Genomic DNA, 17,041 nt, shown 5'->3' on the forward strand with positions numbered 1-17,041 from the left:
CCGTACCGTCACACCTCACCGTCCTGGGACGGGGACTCGTCCGAGATCCACGGGTCGCTCTGCCACAGGTCGTCGGCCGGCAGCGGCGCGAGCAGCTCGGCGAGCGCCTCGTCCAGGCCCAGCCGGCCGGACTCCGTGCCGGGCGGCACCACCCGCAGGGTCCGCTCCACCCAGGCGGCCACGGCGGCGGACGGGACCTCCAGCAGGGCATTGCCGTCGGGCGAGGTCAGGGCGACACAGATGACGTTCCGCTCGTCGATCTTCGTCGGCCAGATCCGTACGTCCCCGTGCCCGCACGGCCGGAACACGCCCTCGACCAGGAGCTCGCGCGCGAACGTCCAGTGCACGGGCGCCTCGGAGCCGATATGGAACGTGATGTGCACGGCGAACGGGTCGGCCGTGCGATAGCTCAGCCGGGCGGGGACGGGGATGGAGCGCTCGGGCGACAGGACAAGCTTCAGTTCCAGCTCGCGTTCCACGACGTTCAGCATGAGAGTGCACGACCTTCCGGTGCTCGGTGGCCGGTCCCATGACCGGCCCGCACAAGGAGAGAGAGCCCTCCCTGCCACCTATTACGCGACTTCTCAAAAAAACTTCAGAAGTTCGCGGAACAGGGTCCAAACGCCGGGACCGGCCCGGGGGCGGGCGGCCGTCTGATAGATGTGGACCCTTGTACAGACGGTCTGAGACCTCGAAGAGAGATACGGGACCACGGTGATGAGCGCGCCAACCCCGGCACCCGGTGAAGACAGCCCCCGCGAGGGGTACTACCCCGACCCCTCCATTCCCGGTTACGTCCGGTATTGGAACGGCGCTTCGTGGGTTCCCGGTACGAGTCGGCCGGCGCCCCGGCAGGGCGAGACGGCCCCCGCGCCGCCGCCCGCCGAAGCCGCTGCCCCGCCCGGACGGCGGACGGCCGCCGTGGAGGAGACCGGGCCGGTCTTCTTCGACGAGGTGGACGACGTCGACGAAGTGCACGGAACCCAGGGCGAACCGGGGGCGGGTGGCTCCACCGCCGGCAACCGTTTCGAACCGCAGCCCGCCTGGCAGGCCGACACCTCCTGGCAGACCGGCTTCGACGGCGACCGCGACCGCCGCGTCTCCTGGGGCGGCGACCAGGCGGCCCAGGGCGCGCCGGAGGCCCGGACGCCGGAGGCCCGTACCCCCTCCGACAGGGGTCCGGCCGACCGCGCCCCCGCCGATCCCCGTCGGCCCGTGGCGCAGGACCCGACCGGCGGCGCGCTGCCCGGTATGCGGGACGGCCGCACCCCCGCTCCCGCCCCCGCCCCCGCCCCGGACGGCACGGTCACGATCCGGGCCACGGGCGGTCAGGGCGGCAGCGGCGCCAGGCCGAACCGGCCGCGCGACACCGGACCCGTGCCCGCCGACGGCACGATGACGATCCGCGCGACGGGCCCCGGCACCGCCCCGCAGGCCTCCGCCCCGCAGCCCTCCGTTTCACCACCGCCCACCCCCGCCCAGCGGCAGGCGCCGCCCGAGGCGGCACAAGGCCCTCAGGCGGTCCGTGGCCAGGCCCACAACGAGGCCCCCGCGCCTGCCCCCGCCCCGAGCCCGGCCCCCGTACCCCCGGCGCTCCACACGCCTCTGACGCCCGGCCCCGGTGGAGGCTCGGCCTCCTGGGCCCAGCAGGTGCACCAGCTCGCCCAGCCCGAACAGACGGCGCGCCCCCCGCAGCAACTCCAGCCCCAGCAGCCCCAGAACCCACAACAACACCAGCAGGCGGGCGCGCAGTCCCAGCAGCCCCAGCAGCATCAGGGGCAGCAGGCTGCCCGGCCCGACCAGCCCGTCGTGCCCTGGAAGCCTCCCGTCGACGACCACTTCCAGCAGCTCGCCCGTGCCCAGACCTCGACCAGGCCCGCCGGGCTCGGGAAGCGGTTCGCCGCCCGGCTCCTCGACACCGTCGTACTCGGCGCGGTCGTCGGTGCCGTCGGCTTCCCGCTCGTCACGCAGGCCCTGGACCACATCGACGGGAAGATCGAAGCCGCCAAGCAGTCCGGCGAGACGGTCACCGTCTGGCTGGTCGACTCCACGACGGCCGGCCTGTTCGGCGGGGTCCTCGGCGCCTTCCTCGTCCTCGGCTTCCTCCTGGAGGCGCTGCCCACCGCGAAATGGGGCCGCACGTTCGGCAAGAAGCTCTGCGGCCTGGAAGTGCGCGACATCGAGTCCCACGGACCGCCCACCGTCGGGGCCGCGCTGCGCCGCTGGCTCGTCTACGGCGTCCTCGGCATCCTCGCCGTCGGCGTGCTCAATGTGCTGTGGTGCCTGATCGACCGTCCGTGGCGCCAGTGCTGGCACGACAAGGCCGCCCGCACCTTCGTCTCCGGCTGACGTCCCGTCGGACGGCCCGGTGGCCGCGCCCCTTCCCCCGAACGCACCTGAGCCGTTGCGGGCGGGGGTGGGCCGGGGTGCACTGCCCCCATGAGTAACGACCAGCCGACGCCCGGCCAGCCGCCCGAGGACGACGATCCGTTCCTCAAGAAGCCGCAGGAGCCGACGCCGCCGTCCGGGGATTCTCCCTACGGCAGCGTGCCGCCTCCGCCGCCTCCGCCGCCGCCGTACGATCCGGGCCGGTACGGCGGTCAGTACGGGGGAGTCGATCCGCTGGCCGGAATGCCGCCGCTCGCCGAACCGGGCAAGCGGATCCTGGCGCGTCTGATCGACTTCCTCATCATCTCGATCCCGCTGTATGTGATCTCGCTGCCCTTCGGGGGCGCGGTGGACGTCACGAACGACAACGGTGACGAGGACTTCTCCTCGGCCTTCAGCAACTCGTACACCGGGCACCAACTGCTCTGGTCACTGATCGGCCTCGTGGTCTACGTCGCGTACGACACGTATCTGACCAAGAAGGACGGCCGGACGATCGGGAAGCGGCTGCTGAAGCTGCGTGTCGCGATGCTGAACGACGGTCGGGTGCCGGACACCAGTTCGGCGCTGATGCGCGCGGTCGTGCTCTGGTTGCCGGCCCTGCTGTGCTGCCCGTGCCTGTGGTGGCTGATCAACATCGTGCTCATGTTCACGGACAAGCCTTACCGGCAGGGGCTCCAGGACAAGGCGGCCAAGACGGTGGTCGTGACCGTCCCGTAGCGCCCGCGGCGCCCGGGCGGACCCCGCGGCGCCGACGGTGTGTCAGCGGCGCAGTGAGTGTTGCCCCACGCGCTCGGTGGCGCGCTCCGCGGAGCGGGCCGCGGGGACCTTCGCCGAGGGCGCGTCGAGCGCCCGGTGCGTACGAGCGGTGGCGGACGGTGTCGCCGTCCCGGCCGTCCGCGATGCTCCGGGACGCTTCGGCAGAGGCACGGTCACGGCCACCAGCAGCCCGAGGGCGAGCGCGGTGGTGCAGACGACCGCCACACCGGCGAGCGAACTCGTCCCGGAGAGCAGCAGCATGGCGAGGGTCGAGAAGACGACGGTGACCGAACCGTAGGAGAGCTGTGCGGCAGTCGGATGCGGCATGGCGATTTCCGTCCTCGGGACGTCGGTTGGGCGGTCTCTCAACACGGTCGCACTGTCAAGCGACTCTACGACGGTGGATGCCCGAGCGGAACGTGTAGTAAGCGTGACCTAACCCACCGTGCCGAGGCACAGGGGGCGCACTGGGTCACAGTTCGGGGCAACAGACCGGTGCGACGCGCCCGTTGCGATCCGATGAACGTCCGGATACCGGAAGGAGTCTCCTACATAGTGCACTTGGCCTGTTCAAGTCAAGATCTGTCTTTTCTTCCGTAAGTCCGATCGAATGTCGTCACTTGTGACGCGTTTACGCGCGCGGCCCTTAAGAAACCCCCTGGCCGCGGACGCGGGCGCTGGGGAGGACTGCATCAAGTGACCACCAAAAGACGCGCGCTTCGTGCCACCGCGGTTGCCGTGGCCTTGGCCACGAGCGCCGCGACGGCGTCGGCATTCGCCACCGCCCAGGCAGACGACCAGCCCTCGGGCTCGGCTGCTTCCCACATCGACCGCCGTGACCCGGCGGCACCGGCGAAGGGACAGGACCACGACCTGGAGGGCCCTTTCAGCAAGCAGCAGGACGCGCAGCGTCAGGCCGCTCTGGACCAGGTCATCTCCGGAGACAAGAAGGTCACCAACCGCAACGGTTCCAAGGTCGTCAAGCTCGACGACAAGAAGTACGTCGAGCTCGGCCGCGAGAAGACCGACAAGATCTTCACCATCCTGGTGGAGTTCGGCGACCAGGTGGACGACACCACCATGTTCGACCCGGACGGCGACGGCCCCAAGCCGCCCGTCAAGAAGTTCGGCGGCACGCCCGGCCCGGCCCACAACGAGATAGCCGAGCCCGACGAGTCGAAGGACAACAGCACCGCCTGGAAGGCCGACTACAACCAGGCCCACTTCCAGGAGCTGTACTTCGGTGAGGGCAAGGGCGTCGACTCGCTCAAGACCTACTACGAGAAGACCTCCTCCGGCCGCTACTCGGTCGACGGAGCGGTTTCCGACTGGGTGAAGGTCCCGTACAACGAGGCCCGTTACGGCTCCAACTACTGCGGCAGCAGCAACTGTGCCAACGTGTGGGACACCGTCCGCGACGGCGTCAACGCCTGGGTCGCGGACCAGAAGGCCAAGGGCCGCACGCTCGACCAGATCAAGACGGACCTGGCGCAGTACGACCAGTGGGACCGTTACGACTTCGACGGCGACGGCAACTTCAACGAGTCCGACGGATACATCGACCACTTCCAGCTGGTGCACGCCGGCGAGGACGAGTCGGCCGGCGGCGGCGCCCAGGGCACCGACGCGCTGTGGGCGCACCGCTGGTACGCGTACGGCACCAACGCCGGCGCGACCGGCCCGGCCGGCAACAAGGCCGGTGGCGCCGAGATCGGTGACACGGGCATCTGGGTCGGTGACTACACCGCGCAGCCCGAGAACGGCGGCCTGGGCGTCTTCGCCCACGAGTACGCCCACGACCTCGGCCTCCCGGACCTGTACGACACCTCCGGCGGCGGCGAGAACTCGGTCGGCTTCTGGTCCCTGATGTCGGCGGGCTCCTGGCTCGGCACCGGCACCGGTGAGATCGGCAACCTGCCGGGCGACATGACCGCCTGGGACAAGCTCCAGCTGGGCTGGCTCGACTACGACACCGCCAAGGCGGGCAAGAAGTCGCTGCACAAGCTGGGTGTGTCGGCGTACAACACGAAGGACAAGCAGGCGCTCGTCGTCGAGCTCCCGGAGAAGGCCGTCACCACCACGGTCACGAAGCCCGCGGAGGGCTCGAAGCAGTGGTGGAGCGACATGGGCGACGACCTGTCGAACACGCTGACCCGCTCGGTCGACCTGACCGGCAAGTCCGCCGCTTCGCTGGACCTTTCGGGCTGGTACGACATCGAGGCCGACTACGACTACCTCTACACCGAGGTGTCCGAGAACGGTGGCGCCAACTGGACCGCTCTCGACGGTACGGCCGACGGCAAGGCCATCCCGCGTGACGCCAGCGACAAGCCGGCGCTCACCGACGTCTCGGGCGCGTACAAGAAGCTCTCGTACTCCCTGGACGCCTACGCGGGCAAGAAGGTCGACCTCCGCTTCCGCTACCAGACGGACGGCGGCGCCGGCGGCAAGGGCTTCACCGCCGACGCCATCACCGTGACCGCCGACGGCTCCGTGCTCTTCACGGACAACGCCGAGGGCGAGGACAACGGCTGGACCGCCAAGGGCTTCTCCCGAATCGGTGAGTCCTTCACCCAGGACTACCCGCAGTACTACATCGCCGAGAACCGCCAGTACGTCTCGTACGACAAGACCCTCAAGGTCGGCCCGTACAACTTCGGTTTCTCGACGACCCGTCCCGACTGGGTCGAGCACTACCCGTACCAGAACGGTCTGATGGTGTGGCTCTGGGACAAGTCCCAGAAGGACAACAACACCTCCCAGCACCACGGCCAGGGTCTGATCCTTCCGGTCGACTCCCACGCCAAGCCGATGAAGTGGGCCAACGGCTCGCTCCTGCGTAACAAGATCCAGCCGTTCGACGCTCCGTTCAGCTGGCAGCGCACCGACGGCTTCACGCTCCACAACGCCGACGTGCCGCTGCGGATCAAGCCGTCGCGCGGTGTCCCGGTCTTCGACGACCGCAAGGGCACGTACTGGTACGCGGAGAACCCGACGGGCAGCGTCAAGGTTCCTGACACCAACACCCGCATCTCGGTCGTCGGTGAGCCGCGCAACGGCTCCTCGATGACCGTCCTGGTCGGTCCGTCGACCAAGTAATTCGTATCACCGAAGGTCAACACATGATCGGCCGTCGCCCTCTAGCGGGCGGCGGCCGATCGTGTTTAGGTGCCTCTTGTTCGGATCCTTATTGACACGATGTCTCACGGGGGAGCGCGGAGCATGGCAGGCGGAGGTTTCTGCAGATTGCCGAACGGCACGGTGGTGGTGGCACTCACCTTGATCCACACGGCCGGGGGGGCGGACCCGGCAGCACCCGTACGGGTCCTGGTGCACGCGGTCAACCGGGCGCGCGCCCTGACCAGGCTGCGCAATCTGGGTCTGCGCGCCGTCTACCTGCGCGGCAACGCCCATCCGCCCACGCCGGACGAGATCACCGCGGTGCTGCACCACCCGGACGGACTGCTGTGGAAGGCCCTGCCGCAGACGGGCCAGGAACTCTGGCACCCGATACGCGCCCTGCTGAGGCCGGGCGGCGGCTACGCGGGCCCGGTCCGCCCGGCCGCCTGACCCGGCCCTCCGGCCGACGTCCTACGCGGCGGGCCGGACGATCGGCTTGCCGGAGAGTTCCACACCCGCCGCACGGAGCTCCGCCAGGGCGCGCCCGGTGGTCCCCTCGGCGACTCCGGCGGTCAGATCCAGCAGCACGTGGGTGGTGAAGCCCTCGCGCACCGCGTCGAGCGCCGTGGCCCGGACGCAGTGGTCCGTCGCGATTCCCACCACGTCGACCTCGGTGACGGAGCGGTCCCGCAGCCACTGGGCGAGGCCGAGTCCGTTCTCGTCGACACCTTCGAAGCCGCTGTACGCCGCGGTGTGCTCGCCCTTGTCGAAGACGGTGTCGATGGCGCCCGAGGCGACGGCCGGGGCGAAGTTCGGGTGGAAGCCCACCCCCTCCGTACCGGCGACGCAGTGCGCGGGCCAGGAGTGTTCGAAGTCGGGCCGGTCGGAGAAGTGCTCTCCCGGGTCGACATGGCGGTCCCGGGTGGCGACCACATGGCGGTAGCCGGCCTGGGCCTCACCGATCAGGTCGGTGATGGCGGCGGCGACATCGGCGCCGCCCGCCACCGCGAGGCTGCCGCCCTCGCAGAAATCGTTCTGAACGTCCACGACGATCAACGCGCGGTGCATGGCGGGTGTCCTTCGGTGGGGGAGAAGAGGGGAGCGGGGCCGGCCGGGGATGCCGCTGAGCCTGGAGGTGTCGGGCCTGGGGACATCGAGCCTAGAGACTCCGCCCCCACAATCAAGCCCGTCGGGAGAACGGGGGCAGCGGGCGACCCGGGCGACCCGGGTACCCCCTCGCGCTCCTCACACGTACTCGGTGGGAATCACCGGCTCGCCGCGCGACAGCTGGCTCGCCGACATCGGCAGCCCCTCGCGGGCGGCGATGTGCCGGACCCGGGCCGCCTCCAGCGGTTCGCGCGCGATCACCTCGCCGCCGCGCACCAGCTCCACCAGCAGCTGCCGGCCGGCCAGCTCCGCCGGAACCGGTCCGGTGCCGATCACCTCGGCCTCGGCCACCCCGTGCTCGTCCAGCCGGCGCGCGGCCCACTTGCGGCCGCCCACCGAGGACTTGCCGCCCATCGACTTCTTGGCGACCGGACGCAGGGTGTCCGCCGGGTCGGCGGAGCCGGCGCGGGCGACCAGCTTGTAGACCATCGAGCAGGTCGGGTGACCGCTGCCCGTGACCAGCTGGGTGCCCACCCCGTAGGCGTCGACCGGCGCCGCGGCCAGCGAGGCGATGGCGTACTCGTCCAGGTCGGAGGTCACCACGATCTTCGTCTCGGTGGCGCCCAGCTCGTCCAGCTGCTGGCGCACCCGGTGTGCGACCAGGAGCAGGTCCCCGGAGTCGATCCGTACGGCCCCGAGTTCCGTACCGGCGATCTCCACCGCCGTACGGACCGCCTCGGTCACGTCGTACGTGTCGACGAGCAGGGTCGTGTTCCGGCCGAGGGAGTCGACCTGGGCCTGGAACGCGTCGCGCTCGGTGTCGTGGAGCAGGGTGAAGGCGTGGGCGCTGGTGCCGACGGTCGGGATGCCGTACCGGAAGCCGGCGGCCAGGTCGGACGTGGTGTCGAAGCCGCCGACGTACGCGGCCCGTGCCGAGGCCACCGCGGACAGTTCGTGCGTGCGGCGGGCGCCCATCTCGATCAGTCCCCGGCCGCCGGCCGCGACCGACATCCGGGAAGCCGCGGCGGCGATCGCCGAGTCGTGGTTGAGGATGGAGAGGATCACGGTCTCCAGCAGTACGCACTCGGCGAAGGAGCCCTCGACCCGCAGGATCGGCGAGCCGGGGAAGTACACCTCGCCCTCCCGGTAACCCCAGATGTCGCCGCTGAAACGGTAGTCGGCGAGCCATTCGAGGGTCGGCGCGTCGACGACGTCCCGTTCGCGGAGGAAGGTCAGCATCTCGTCGTCGAAGTGGAAGTTCTCCACCGCGTCGAGCACCCGCCCGGTCCCTCCGACCACGCCGTACCGCCGCCCCTCGGGCAGCCGCCGCGTGAATGCCTCGAACACCGAGTGCCGGTCAGCCGTGCCGGCCTTCAGCGCCGCCTGCACCATCGTGAGCTCGTACTGGTCGGTGAAGAGTGCGGTCGACGGCACACCGACCCGTCGCCCAAGGTCCGCTGAGTTCATGACACGGATGCTACCCCCTATTTCGTCAAAGTGACGAGATGTAGGGCCCGTTTGTGCGATGAGCCCTCCCGGGTGGCAGCATGGGGTAGGTGAGCGTTGCTGCCCCCGTAGAGATCGAACGTCCCGAATCGGCCGAGGAGACCTCCGTCGTTCCCGAGCCCGACGTCCCCTGGGTGACGCTGGTGCACAACGACCCGGTCAACCTCATGAGCTATGTGACCTATGTCTTCCAGGCGTACTTCGGCTACTCCAAGGACAAGGCCCACAAGCTGATGCTGGACGTCCACCAGAAGGGCCGCGCCGTCGTCTCCAGCGGAAGTCGCGAGGAGATGGAGCGCGATGTCCAGGCCATGCACGGGTACGGCCTCTGGGCGACCCTGACCCAGGACCGCAACTAGCCTCGTCGCCGAACCCGCCCCGCCCCTCCTTCCGCCCCACCATCGGAGAATCCATGGCCGGCCATTTCGAGGCCACCCCCGGCGGCGGCGCGGCCGTCGCGCTCGACGAGGTCGAGATCGCCATCCTGCGGTCCCTCGCCGTCCAGCTGCTCGAACTCATCGGTCCGGGCGACGAACCCGCCGAGGGCGAGGACCCCCTCGCCGCCCTCTTCGCCGAAGGGCCCAGCGAACCGCCCTCCGACCCCGCCCTGGCCCGGCTCTTCCCCGAGGCGTACGGGGACGAGGACAAGGAGCTGCGCGAGGCGTCCGCCGAATTCCGCCGCTTCACCGAGAACGACCTGCGCAGCCGCAAGCGCGACGACGCCCTCGCCGTCGTCAGAACCCTGGACTCGCTCTCACCCGGCGGCGACGGCGGCGCCGTCCTCAGCCTCACCGCCGAGGAGTGCCGGCACTGGCTGGGCTCCCTCAACGACCTCCGGCTGACCATCGGCGCCCGCCTGGAGGTCTCCGACGAGGACGGCGCCGAGGAGGGCTCGCTCTACCGCCTTCCCGACAGCGACCCACGCAAGCCCATGGTCATGGCCTACCTCTGGCTCGGCGCTCTCCAGGAAACGCTCATCGAGACCCTGATGCCGTAGAGGCGTCCAGTGTTCGCTCAACGGACGCTCAAATCCGGATAACGATCGCGTCACCCGAAAGGCCTTGTTTGCCGCCCCGGGAGACGTTTGTCCCCTTTTTGCTGTGGCGTGCACCACAACATGACCCCCGGCCCCCTCGGGCGAACGTGATAGATCTGCACGACCGCCCGGGGTCGCCACCGCTGTTCCCGGGTACGCCGCAGACCGGCCGAACGCCGGCGGCACTACCTCCATATCCGGGGGGATCAGGACCGGTCCGTAGCCGTCGAAGGCGCGGACGCAACCCCGAGAACACCGCCTTCGTCAAGCGCTGACCCCGCCCGAAGGCCTCCCCGGACGTCCGGCCGCCCCAACGGCCGCGTCCACCATGTGGGCCCGCGCGTACCACTCCCCGGTACGCGCGGGCCCTCATGCATATCCTGGGCGCCATGCTGACCCTTACCCAGGCGCTGTACGACCAGATCGTCGCGCACTCCCGCGCAGACCACCCCGACGAGGCGTGCGGCGTGGTGGCGGGCCCGGCCGGAACGGGCCGCGCCGAACGCTTCATCCCCATGCTCAACGCCGCACGCTCGCCCACGTTCTACGAATTCGACTCGGGCGACCTGCTGAAGCTCTACCGCGAGATGGACGACCGCGACGAAGAGCCCGTGATCATCTACCACTCGCACACGGCGACCGAGGCCTACCCCTCGCGCACCGACCTCACGTACGCCAACGAGCCCGGGGCCCACTACGTCCTCGTCTCCACCGCGGACACCGACGAGGCGGGCCCCTTCCAGTTCCGCTCCTACCGCATCGTCGACGGCGAGATCACCGAAGAGGACGTCGAGGTCGTCGAGGCGTACTGAGCCGGCTCCTGACTCCCGGACCGCCCGGGAGGGGCATCCCCCCGGCCGCCGACGGGAGTCAGGAACCGCCCAGCCGCCCCTTCACCGCACCGCTGTCCACACAGCGAACGCACATCGTCCACGATGCGAGATCACACTCGGGTTTCCCCGGGGGGAATCGATACGATGAGCCCATGGTTCTCCATGACGTGAGCGACAAGACGCCGGGCATGATGCTCGTCGCGCGGCTGCACGTCGACCTGTGCAGGCTCTCCAGCGCGATGTGTCCCGGCTGCAGCCTGCCCCCGAGCCGTACGGTCTGAGCCGCGGGCCCGAGCGCCACCCACACGCCCCACCCCCCTGCGCGGGGGCACAAACGCGCGCCCCACGTCACCTCTCCGCTTCCGACAGGAGCCCACGCCATGGCCATCGAGGTCCGCATCCCGACCATCCTCCGCACCTACACCGACGGCGCCAAGGCGGTCGAGGGCAGCGGAGCGACCGTCGCCGACCTGTTCACCGACCTGGAGAGCCGCCACACCGGCATCCACGAGCGCATCGTCGACGGCGGCGAACTCCGCCGCTTCGTGAACGTCTACCTCAACGACGAAGACGTCCGCTTCCTCGACGGCATCGACACCCAGCTGAGCGACGGCGACAACATCACCATCCTCCCGGCCGTCGCCGGCGGCATGCGCTGATGCGGTACGACTCCCCGCTGGCGGCCGTGGGCAACACGCCCCTCGTCCGCCTGCCCCGGCTGTCCCCGTCCGACGACGTACGCATCTGGGCCAAGCTGGAGGACCGCAACCCCACCGGCTCGATCAAGGACCGCCCCGCGCTCCACATGGTCGAGCAGGCGGAGAAGGACGGCCGCCTCACCCCGGGCTGCACGATCCTCGAACCCACCAGCGGCAACACCGGCATCTCGCTCGCCATGGCCGCCAAGCTCAAGGGCTACCGCATCGTCTGCGTCATGCCCGAGAACACCTCGCAGGAACGCCGCGACCTGCTCACCATGTGGGGCGCCGAGATCATCCCGTCCTCGGCGGCGGGCGGCTCCAACACGGCCGTCCGCGTCGCCAAGGAACTCGCGGCCGAACACCCCGACTGGGTGATGCTCTACCAGTACGGCAACCCGGACAACGCGGGCGCCCACTACGCGACGACCGGCCCGGAGATCCTCGCGGACCTCCCGTCCATCACCCACTTCGTCGCCGGCCTCGGCACGACGGGCACCCTCATGGGCGTGGGCCGCTACCTGCGCGAACACGTCGAAGGCATCAAGATCGTCGCCGCCGAACCGCGCTACGACGACCTCGTCTACGGCCTGCGCAACCTCGACGAGGGCTTCGTCCCCGAGCTGTACGACGCCTCGGTCCTCACCACCCGCTTCTCGGTCGGCTCCGCCGACGCGGTCACCCGCACCCGCGAACTCCTCCAGCAGGAGGGCATATTCGCGGGCGTCTCCACGGGCGCCGCCCTGCACGCGGCGATCGGCGTCGGCAACAAGGCCGTGAAGGCCGGTGAACCGGCCGACATCGTCTTCGTCGTCGCCGACGGCGGCTGGAAGTACCTGTCGACGGGCGTCTACACGGCGCCCACCACGGAAGCGGCCATCGAAACGCTGCAGGGCCAGCTCTGGGCGTAACCCGGACCGGACCGCCCTCACCGTCCCCCACCGTCGGACGGGCTGACACACCAGCCCGTCCGGCATCTTCTTTTCCGGCCCGTCACCCCGACGTCCGCACCCGCGCCCACACCCCCGCGTCCACCACACCCACCCTCCGCCGGAACCCCCGCACCGCGACCCTCCGCGTCTCGTCCGGCTCCAGATAGCTCGTCCGCCCCTGCGCGTCCCCCACCGTCCCCGGCGGCAGCGCGATCACCCCGGGGCGCTCCGCGTGGTGCTTGCTGGTGATCTTCGCGACGACGGCCGTGCCGCGCCGTACCGACAGCACGAGACACGGCCGGTCCTTCGACCCGGGCCCGTCCTCGTACGGCACCTCCGCCCACCAGATCTCGCCCGGCCGAGGCGACTCCCCGGTCCGCCGCGGACCCGCCGGACGACCCGGCGGACGGGTCCGCCCGCCCGGACGGCCCCGGCCGCCGCGCCCCCGGCCGTCCACCACCGCGACGACCAGTGCGAGCAGTACGACCGCGACGAGAGCCACCCACCAGGACGTGTTCATACGACGACCGTACCGGCGCCTTCCGTCGAACCGGTGACAGAGCAGGTGAGTTCCCCCACAACGGCAGGCTGCGGAGGAGCGACCAGGTGTTTCGCGCCTTACGCTCGACGAACCGTTCCACGCACCGCTCACGGCACCGCTCATCGCACCGCAGGAACCGCACGAACCCTCCCCGTTCCCACGTCTCGGAGGTTCACGCTCCATGAAGCTCACCGTCGTCGGCTGCTCCGGCTCGTTCCCGTCCGCGGGTTCGGCTTGCTCGAGCTACCTCGTAGAGGCCGACGGCTTCCGGCTGCTCCTCGACATGGGTAACGGCGCCCTCGGCGAGCTCCAGCGCCACGTCGGTCTCTACGACCTCGACGCGATCTTCCTCAGCCACCTCCACGCCGACCACTGCATCGACATGTGCGCGTACTTCGTCGTGCGCTACTACCGGCACGACGGCGGGCGCCCCGCGTCCATCCCGGTGTACGGCCCCGACGGCACCGAACAACGGCTGACCACGGCCCACGCCGACACACCCTCGGACCGGGCGATGAGCGAGGTCTTCGACTTCCACACGCTCAAGTCGGGATCGTTCGAGATCGGCCCCTTCTCCGTCCGTACGGAGCAGCTCTGCCACCCGGTCGAGACGTTCGGCATCCGGGTCGAGCACGGCGGCCGGACGCTCACGTACTCCGGCGACACCGGCTCCTGCGAGGCCCTGGACGAACTTGCCGAGGGCGCGGACCTGTTCCTCTGCGAGGCGTCCTTCGTCGACGGCAAGGAAGACATTCCCGATCTTCACCTGAACGGCCGTGAGGCGGGTGAGTACGCCGCGCGCGCCGGAGCCGGCCGCCTCGTCCTCACGCACATCCCGCCGTGGACGGACGCCGCCCGCAACGTGGCCGACGCCCGCAGGGTGTACGACGGCCCGGTCGAGCTGGCGGCCCCCGGCGCGGTCTACGAGGTCTAGGTCCTGTCTGGAGTTCCCCCGCGGCGTCGCGGCGTCCGGCACCGCCGCCTCCGGCGTTGTCGTCAGTCGCGAGGGCTCCGCCATCGCTCCCTCCTCCGCCTTGGATTCGACGGCACCGGACGCCGCTCCTTCTCCCGCGCTGGAACTCCAGACAGGACCTAGGCAGCTCCCGCGCCGGGACACGCACGAGGCCCCCACCTTCCGCCGACGGGAAGGTGGGGGCCTCGTGCGAGTCCGTCAGGCCAGGGCTTACGCCTTGGTCAGGTCCTCGACCTCTTCCTCGGGCTCGCGGCCCGGGGTGGTGAGGTTGAACTTGGTGATGGCGAAGCGGAAGACCACGTAGTAGATCACCGCGAAGACCAGACCGATCGGGATGATCAACCAGGGCTTGGTCGCCAGGTTCCAGTTCAGGAAGTAGTCGATCGCACCGGCCGAGAAGCTGAAGCCGTGGTGCACGCCCAGCCCCCAGGTGACGGCCATGGAGACGGCGGTGAGCACCGCGTGGATCACGTACAGCAGCGGCGCGATGAACATGAACGCGAACTCGATCGGCTCCGTGATGCCGGTGACGAACGAGGTCAGCGCGAGGGACATCATCATGCCGCCGACGGCCTTGCGGCGCTCGGGGCGTGCGCAGTGCGTGATCGCCAGGGCGGCGGCAGGCAGGGCGAACATCATGATCGGGAAGAAGCCGGACATGAACTGCCCGGCGGTGGGGTCGTTGTGGAAGAAGCGCGGCAGGTCGCCGTGCCACACGGCACCCGCGGAGTCCTTGAAGGAACCGATCTCCTGCCAGGCCACCGTGTTGACGAACTGGTGCATGCCGACGGGCAGCAGGGCACGGTTGACGACACCGAAGATGCCGGCGCCGACGGCGCCCAGACCGGTCATCCACTCACCGAAGTTGGTGATGAGGTCACCGATCGGCTCCCAGACGAGGCCGAAGAGGACACCCATGATCGTGCCCACGAAGGCCATGATGATCGGGACGAGGCGGCGGCCGTTGAAGAAGCCGAGCCAGTCCACCAGCTTGGTGCGGTGGTAGCGCTGCCATATGACGGCGGCCAGGAGGCCCATGATGATGCCGCCGAAGACCTTGGGGTCGTTGTACGTCGCGGCGACGTCGACACCCTTGTTCGCCGTGGTGTTGACGACGGCGTCCGAGGTCGGGAACGCGGTCAGCACGCTCTTGTAGACCAGGAAGCCGACCAGGGCGGCCAGTGCGGTGGAGCCGTCGGCCTTCTTGGCGAAGCCGATGGCGATACCGACGCAGAACAGCAGCGGCAAGTTGGCGAAGACCGCGTCACCGGCGGACGCGAAGACCGTGGCGACCTTGCCCCAGCCGAGGCCTTCGGCCCCGAAGACGTCGGGCTGGCCGAGGCGGAGCAGAATGCCTGCGGCGGGCAGCACGGCGATCGGCAGCTGGAGGCTGCGTCCCACCTTCTGCAGGCCCTGGAACAGGCCGGCGCCCCGCTTCTTCGCGGGGGCCGCCGAATCGGTGGCCGTACTCATCAACTTCCTCCATTGGCAAGGCGCCGCCAGGACTGGTGTGCTCGGGGCGACGACTCAAGGAACGCGGCGGGTCAGGGCCGCGTGGTCTGGACCACTCAGTGGTGTAGACCAGTTTTAGCACGGTGAAGGTTGGATAAGGAACCTTTGAATTCCCCTTGATTCGCAGTAGTGCATCCAGCACTTTCCGTGACATGCCGAAGGCCCCCGGACCAGACGGTCCGGGGGCCTTGGCGGGGCCGGGTGAGGAGCCCGGCACGGCCTACTTCGTGAGATTCTTCTCGATCTCCTCCTCGACCTCGTCGGGCTCCCGCCCGGGGGTCTGGAGGTTGAACTTGGTGATTGCGAACCGGAAGATCACGTAGTACACGACGGCGAAGGCCAGGCCGATCGGAATGATCAGCCAGGGTTTGGTCGCCAGGCTCCAGTTGATGACGTAGTCGATCAGGCCCGCCGAGAAGCTGAAGCCGTCCTTCACCCCGAGCGCCCACGTCACCGCCATCGAGACACCGGTGAGCACCGCGTGGATCGCGTACAACAGGGGCGCCACGAAGAGGAACGAGTACTCGATCGGCTCGGTGATGCCCGTCACGAACGACGTCAGACCCACCGAGACCATCAGACCGCCGACCGCCTTGCGCCGGTGCGGCTTCGCGCAGTGGTAGATCGCCAGGGCCGCGGCCGGCAGGGCGAACATCATGATCGGGAAGAAGCCCGTGGTGAACTGGCCGGCCGTCGGGTCACCGGCCAGGAACCGGTTGATGTCACCATGTACGACGGTGCCGTCGGGCTTGGTGAAGTCGCCGAACTGGAACCAGACGAACGTGTTGAGGAACTGGTGGAGGCCGAACACCAGCAGCGCGCGGTTGGCGACACCGAAGATGCCGGATCCCAGCCAGTTCAGGTCCACCAGCCACTCGGAGAAGCTGATGAGACCGTCACCGACCGGCTGCCACAGCCAGGCGCCGAGGCCCGCGAAGACCAGGCCGACGAACGCCATGATGATCGGGACGAGTCGGCGGCCGTTGAAGAAGCCCAGCCAGTCCACCAGCTTGACGCGGTGGAACCGCTGCCAGAACCAGGCCGACGTCAGGCCCATCACGATGCCGCCGAACACCCCGGGATTCTGGTACGCGGCCGGTGTAACCGTGGTGTCGTCGGCGACGCAGACACCCGCCCACATCCCCGCACCGCTGTACGTCGTAGCGCCCTCGCAGTCCACCGGGAACGCGCGCAGCACCGCGTAGTAGACGAGGAAGCCGGTCACCGCCGCGAGCGCCGTGGAGCCGTCCGACTTCTTCGCCATGCCGATGGCGACACCCACGCAGAACAGGAGCGGCAGACCGAGACCTGAGTCGAGCAGCGCACCGCCCGCCGCCGCGAACACCTTGGCGACGTTCGTCCAGCCCAGGCCGTCGGCGCCGAAGACGTCCGGCTGGCCGAGCCGGTTGAGGATGCCCGCGGCCGGCAGCACCGCGATCGGCAACTGGAGGCTGCGGCCCATCTTCTGCAGGCCCTGGAAGAGGCCGCTCCACCACTTCCGTGTCGGCACTGCTGCGCTGCTGGAGCTCATCGGCATCCTCCCGGAACACGCCTGGTTTGGCGGTTGTTGCAAACTGGTGTAGACCAGTCGCGGTACGGTGCGGAGTCCGTTCGGGCGGCAGGGCACCGGTGATCG

The 17,041-nt window shown here is 69.6% G+C and carries 18 protein-coding genes; 11 read left to right on the plus strand and 7 right to left on the minus strand.

Annotated elements, in window-relative coordinates:
- Positions 1–8 precede the first annotated feature (8 nt).
- Positions 9–491: an SsgA family sporulation/cell division regulator gene (locus tag F0344_RS22755; protein WP_185300561.1), complete on the minus strand. Its 483-nt coding sequence runs from the start codon at positions 489–491 to the stop codon at positions 9–11.
- A gap of 226 nt (positions 492–717) precedes the next feature.
- Here F0344_RS22755 and F0344_RS22760 point away from each other — a divergent pair, with 226 nt between their 5' ends.
- Entirely contained in the window at positions 718–2,349 is a 1,632-nt protein-coding gene (locus F0344_RS22760) for an RDD family protein (protein ID WP_185300562.1), read from the plus strand.
- 90 nt (positions 2,350–2,439) lie between these two features.
- Positions 2,440–3,108 (plus strand): RDD family protein, encoded by a 669-nt coding sequence (locus F0344_RS22765; RefSeq protein WP_185300563.1) that lies wholly within the window; start codon positions 2,440–2,442, stop codon positions 3,106–3,108.
- A gap of 42 nt (positions 3,109–3,150) precedes the next feature.
- On the opposite strand, the gene F0344_RS22770 is transcribed toward F0344_RS22765, so the two are convergent.
- Positions 3,151–3,474, minus strand: coding sequence for a hypothetical protein (locus F0344_RS22770; RefSeq protein WP_185300564.1), 324 nt, complete (start codon positions 3,472–3,474; stop codon positions 3,151–3,153).
- A gap of 369 nt (positions 3,475–3,843) precedes the next feature.
- On the opposite strand from F0344_RS22770, the gene F0344_RS22775 reads away from it, so the two are divergent.
- Both F0344_RS22775 and F0344_RS22780 read left to right on the plus strand, forming a co-directional pair.
- Positions 3,844–6,246: an immune inhibitor A domain-containing protein gene (locus F0344_RS22775; RefSeq protein ID WP_185300565.1), complete on the plus strand. Its 2,403-nt coding sequence runs from the start codon at positions 3,844–3,846 to the stop codon at positions 6,244–6,246.
- A gap of 123 nt (positions 6,247–6,369) precedes the next feature.
- On the plus strand, positions 6,370–6,717 hold the full coding sequence (locus F0344_RS22780) for a hypothetical protein (protein ID WP_185300566.1): 348 nt from the start codon (positions 6,370–6,372) through the stop codon (positions 6,715–6,717).
- Positions 6,718–6,738: 21 nt separating this feature from the next.
- Here the strand turns inward: F0344_RS22780 and F0344_RS22785 are convergent, their stop codons facing one another.
- Together F0344_RS22785 and F0344_RS22790 are read right to left on the minus strand one after the other, a co-directional pair.
- Positions 6,739–7,335, minus strand: a complete 597-nt coding sequence (locus tag F0344_RS22785) for an isochorismatase family protein (RefSeq protein WP_185300567.1) — start codon at positions 7,333–7,335, stop codon at positions 6,739–6,741.
- A 177-nt stretch (positions 7,336–7,512) separates the two neighbouring features.
- Positions 7,513–8,841, minus strand: a complete 1,329-nt coding sequence (locus tag F0344_RS22790) for a nicotinate phosphoribosyltransferase (protein ID WP_185300568.1) — start codon at positions 8,839–8,841, stop codon at positions 7,513–7,515.
- An 89-nt stretch (positions 8,842–8,930) separates the two neighbouring features.
- Here F0344_RS22790 and clpS point away from each other — a divergent pair, with 89 nt between their 5' ends.
- From clpS to F0344_RS22815, 6 genes are all read left to right on the plus strand, one after another.
- The gene (gene clpS, locus F0344_RS22795; protein ID WP_185300569.1) at positions 8,931–9,239 is read left to right on the plus strand and encodes an ATP-dependent Clp protease adapter ClpS; all 309 of its coding nucleotides are present in this window, start codon (positions 8,931–8,933) and stop codon (positions 9,237–9,239) included.
- A gap of 53 nt (positions 9,240–9,292) precedes the next feature.
- On the plus strand, positions 9,293–9,877 hold the full coding sequence (locus F0344_RS22800) for a DUF2017 domain-containing protein (RefSeq protein WP_185300570.1): 585 nt from the start codon (positions 9,293–9,295) through the stop codon (positions 9,875–9,877).
- Positions 9,878–10,305: 428 nt separating this feature from the next.
- The gene (locus F0344_RS22805) at positions 10,306–10,728 is read left to right on the plus strand and encodes a Mov34/MPN/PAD-1 family protein (RefSeq protein ID WP_185300571.1); all 423 of its coding nucleotides are present in this window, start codon (positions 10,306–10,308) and stop codon (positions 10,726–10,728) included.
- Positions 10,729–10,901: 173 nt separating this feature from the next.
- Positions 10,902–11,030, plus strand: a complete 129-nt coding sequence (locus F0344_RS36020) for a putative leader peptide (protein ID WP_374940110.1) — start codon at positions 10,902–10,904, stop codon at positions 11,028–11,030.
- 99 nt (positions 11,031–11,129) lie between these two features.
- On the plus strand, positions 11,130–11,408 hold the full coding sequence (locus F0344_RS22810; RefSeq protein WP_185300572.1) for a MoaD/ThiS family protein: 279 nt from the start codon (positions 11,130–11,132) through the stop codon (positions 11,406–11,408).
- Positions 11,408–12,358 carry a PLP-dependent cysteine synthase family protein gene (locus tag F0344_RS22815; protein ID WP_185300573.1) on the plus strand — a complete coding sequence of 317 codons (951 nt, stop codon included), beginning with the start codon at positions 11,408–11,410 and terminating at the stop codon, positions 12,356–12,358. Before F0344_RS22810 ends, F0344_RS22815 begins: the two co-directional genes overlap by 1 nt.
- A gap of 82 nt (positions 12,359–12,440) precedes the next feature.
- Here F0344_RS22815 and F0344_RS22820 read toward each other — a convergent pair whose 3' ends face one another.
- Entirely contained in the window at positions 12,441–12,899 is a 459-nt protein-coding gene (locus F0344_RS22820) for a type II toxin-antitoxin system PemK/MazF family toxin (protein ID WP_185300574.1), read from the minus strand.
- 202 nt (positions 12,900–13,101) lie between these two features.
- Between F0344_RS22820 and F0344_RS22825 the strand changes: the two genes are divergently transcribed.
- Complete coding sequence (locus F0344_RS22825) at positions 13,102–13,854, plus strand: MBL fold metallo-hydrolase (RefSeq protein WP_185300575.1); 753 nt, start codon at positions 13,102–13,104, stop codon at positions 13,852–13,854.
- A 249-nt stretch (positions 13,855–14,103) separates the two neighbouring features.
- On the opposite strand, the gene F0344_RS22830 is transcribed toward F0344_RS22825, so the two are convergent.
- Together F0344_RS22830 and F0344_RS22835 are read right to left on the minus strand one after the other, a co-directional pair.
- The gene (locus F0344_RS22830) at positions 14,104–15,366 is read right to left on the minus strand and encodes a PTS transporter subunit EIIC (protein ID WP_185300576.1); all 1,263 of its coding nucleotides are present in this window, start codon (positions 15,364–15,366) and stop codon (positions 14,104–14,106) included.
- Positions 15,367–15,625: 259 nt separating this feature from the next.
- Positions 15,626–16,936, minus strand: a complete 1,311-nt coding sequence (locus tag F0344_RS22835; RefSeq protein WP_185300577.1) for a PTS transporter subunit EIIC — start codon at positions 16,934–16,936, stop codon at positions 15,626–15,628.
- Between the last annotated feature and the right edge of the window lie 105 nt (positions 16,937–17,041).

The sequence above is a fragment of the Streptomyces finlayi genome, assembly GCF_014216315.1.
In the GTDB taxonomy this organism is placed as follows: domain Bacteria; phylum Actinomycetota; class Actinomycetes; order Streptomycetales; family Streptomycetaceae; genus Streptomyces; species Streptomyces finlayi_A.

Coding starts and splice junctions, on each gene's coding strand:
- F0344_RS22755 (WP_185300561.1), bottom strand. CDS start 491: ATGCTGAACGTCGTGGAACGCGAGCTGGAACTGAAGCTTGTCCTGTCG.
- F0344_RS22760 (WP_185300562.1), top strand. CDS start 718: ATGAGCGCGCCAACCCCGGCACCCGGTGAAGACAGCCCCCGCGAGGGG.
- F0344_RS22765 (WP_185300563.1), top strand. CDS start 2,440: ATGAGTAACGACCAGCCGACGCCCGGCCAGCCGCCCGAGGACGACGAT.
- F0344_RS22770 (WP_185300564.1), bottom strand. CDS start 3,474: ATGCCGCATCCGACTGCCGCACAGCTCTCCTACGGTTCGGTCACCGTC.
- F0344_RS22780 (WP_185300566.1), top strand. CDS start 6,370: ATGGCAGGCGGAGGTTTCTGCAGATTGCCGAACGGCACGGTGGTGGTG.
- F0344_RS22785 (WP_185300567.1), bottom strand. CDS start 7,335: ATGCACCGCGCGTTGATCGTCGTGGACGTTCAGAACGATTTCTGCGAG.
- F0344_RS22790 (WP_185300568.1), bottom strand. CDS start 8,841: ATGAACTCAGCGGACCTTGGGCGACGGGTCGGTGTGCCGTCGACCGCA.
- F0344_RS22800 (WP_185300570.1), top strand. CDS start 9,293: ATGGCCGGCCATTTCGAGGCCACCCCCGGCGGCGGCGCGGCCGTCGCG.
- F0344_RS22805 (WP_185300571.1), top strand. CDS start 10,306: ATGCTGACCCTTACCCAGGCGCTGTACGACCAGATCGTCGCGCACTCC.
- F0344_RS36020 (WP_374940110.1), top strand. CDS start 10,902: ATGGTTCTCCATGACGTGAGCGACAAGACGCCGGGCATGATGCTCGTC.
- F0344_RS22810 (WP_185300572.1), top strand. CDS start 11,130: ATGGCCATCGAGGTCCGCATCCCGACCATCCTCCGCACCTACACCGAC.
- F0344_RS22815 (WP_185300573.1), top strand. CDS start 11,408: ATGCGGTACGACTCCCCGCTGGCGGCCGTGGGCAACACGCCCCTCGTC.
- F0344_RS22820 (WP_185300574.1), bottom strand. CDS start 12,899: ATGAACACGTCCTGGTGGGTGGCTCTCGTCGCGGTCGTACTGCTCGCA.
- F0344_RS22825 (WP_185300575.1), top strand. CDS start 13,102: ATGAAGCTCACCGTCGTCGGCTGCTCCGGCTCGTTCCCGTCCGCGGGT.
- F0344_RS22830 (WP_185300576.1), bottom strand. CDS start 15,366: ATGAGTACGGCCACCGATTCGGCGGCCCCCGCGAAGAAGCGGGGCGCC.
- F0344_RS22835 (WP_185300577.1), bottom strand. CDS start 16,936: ATGAGCTCCAGCAGCGCAGCAGTGCCGACACGGAAGTGGTGGAGCGGC.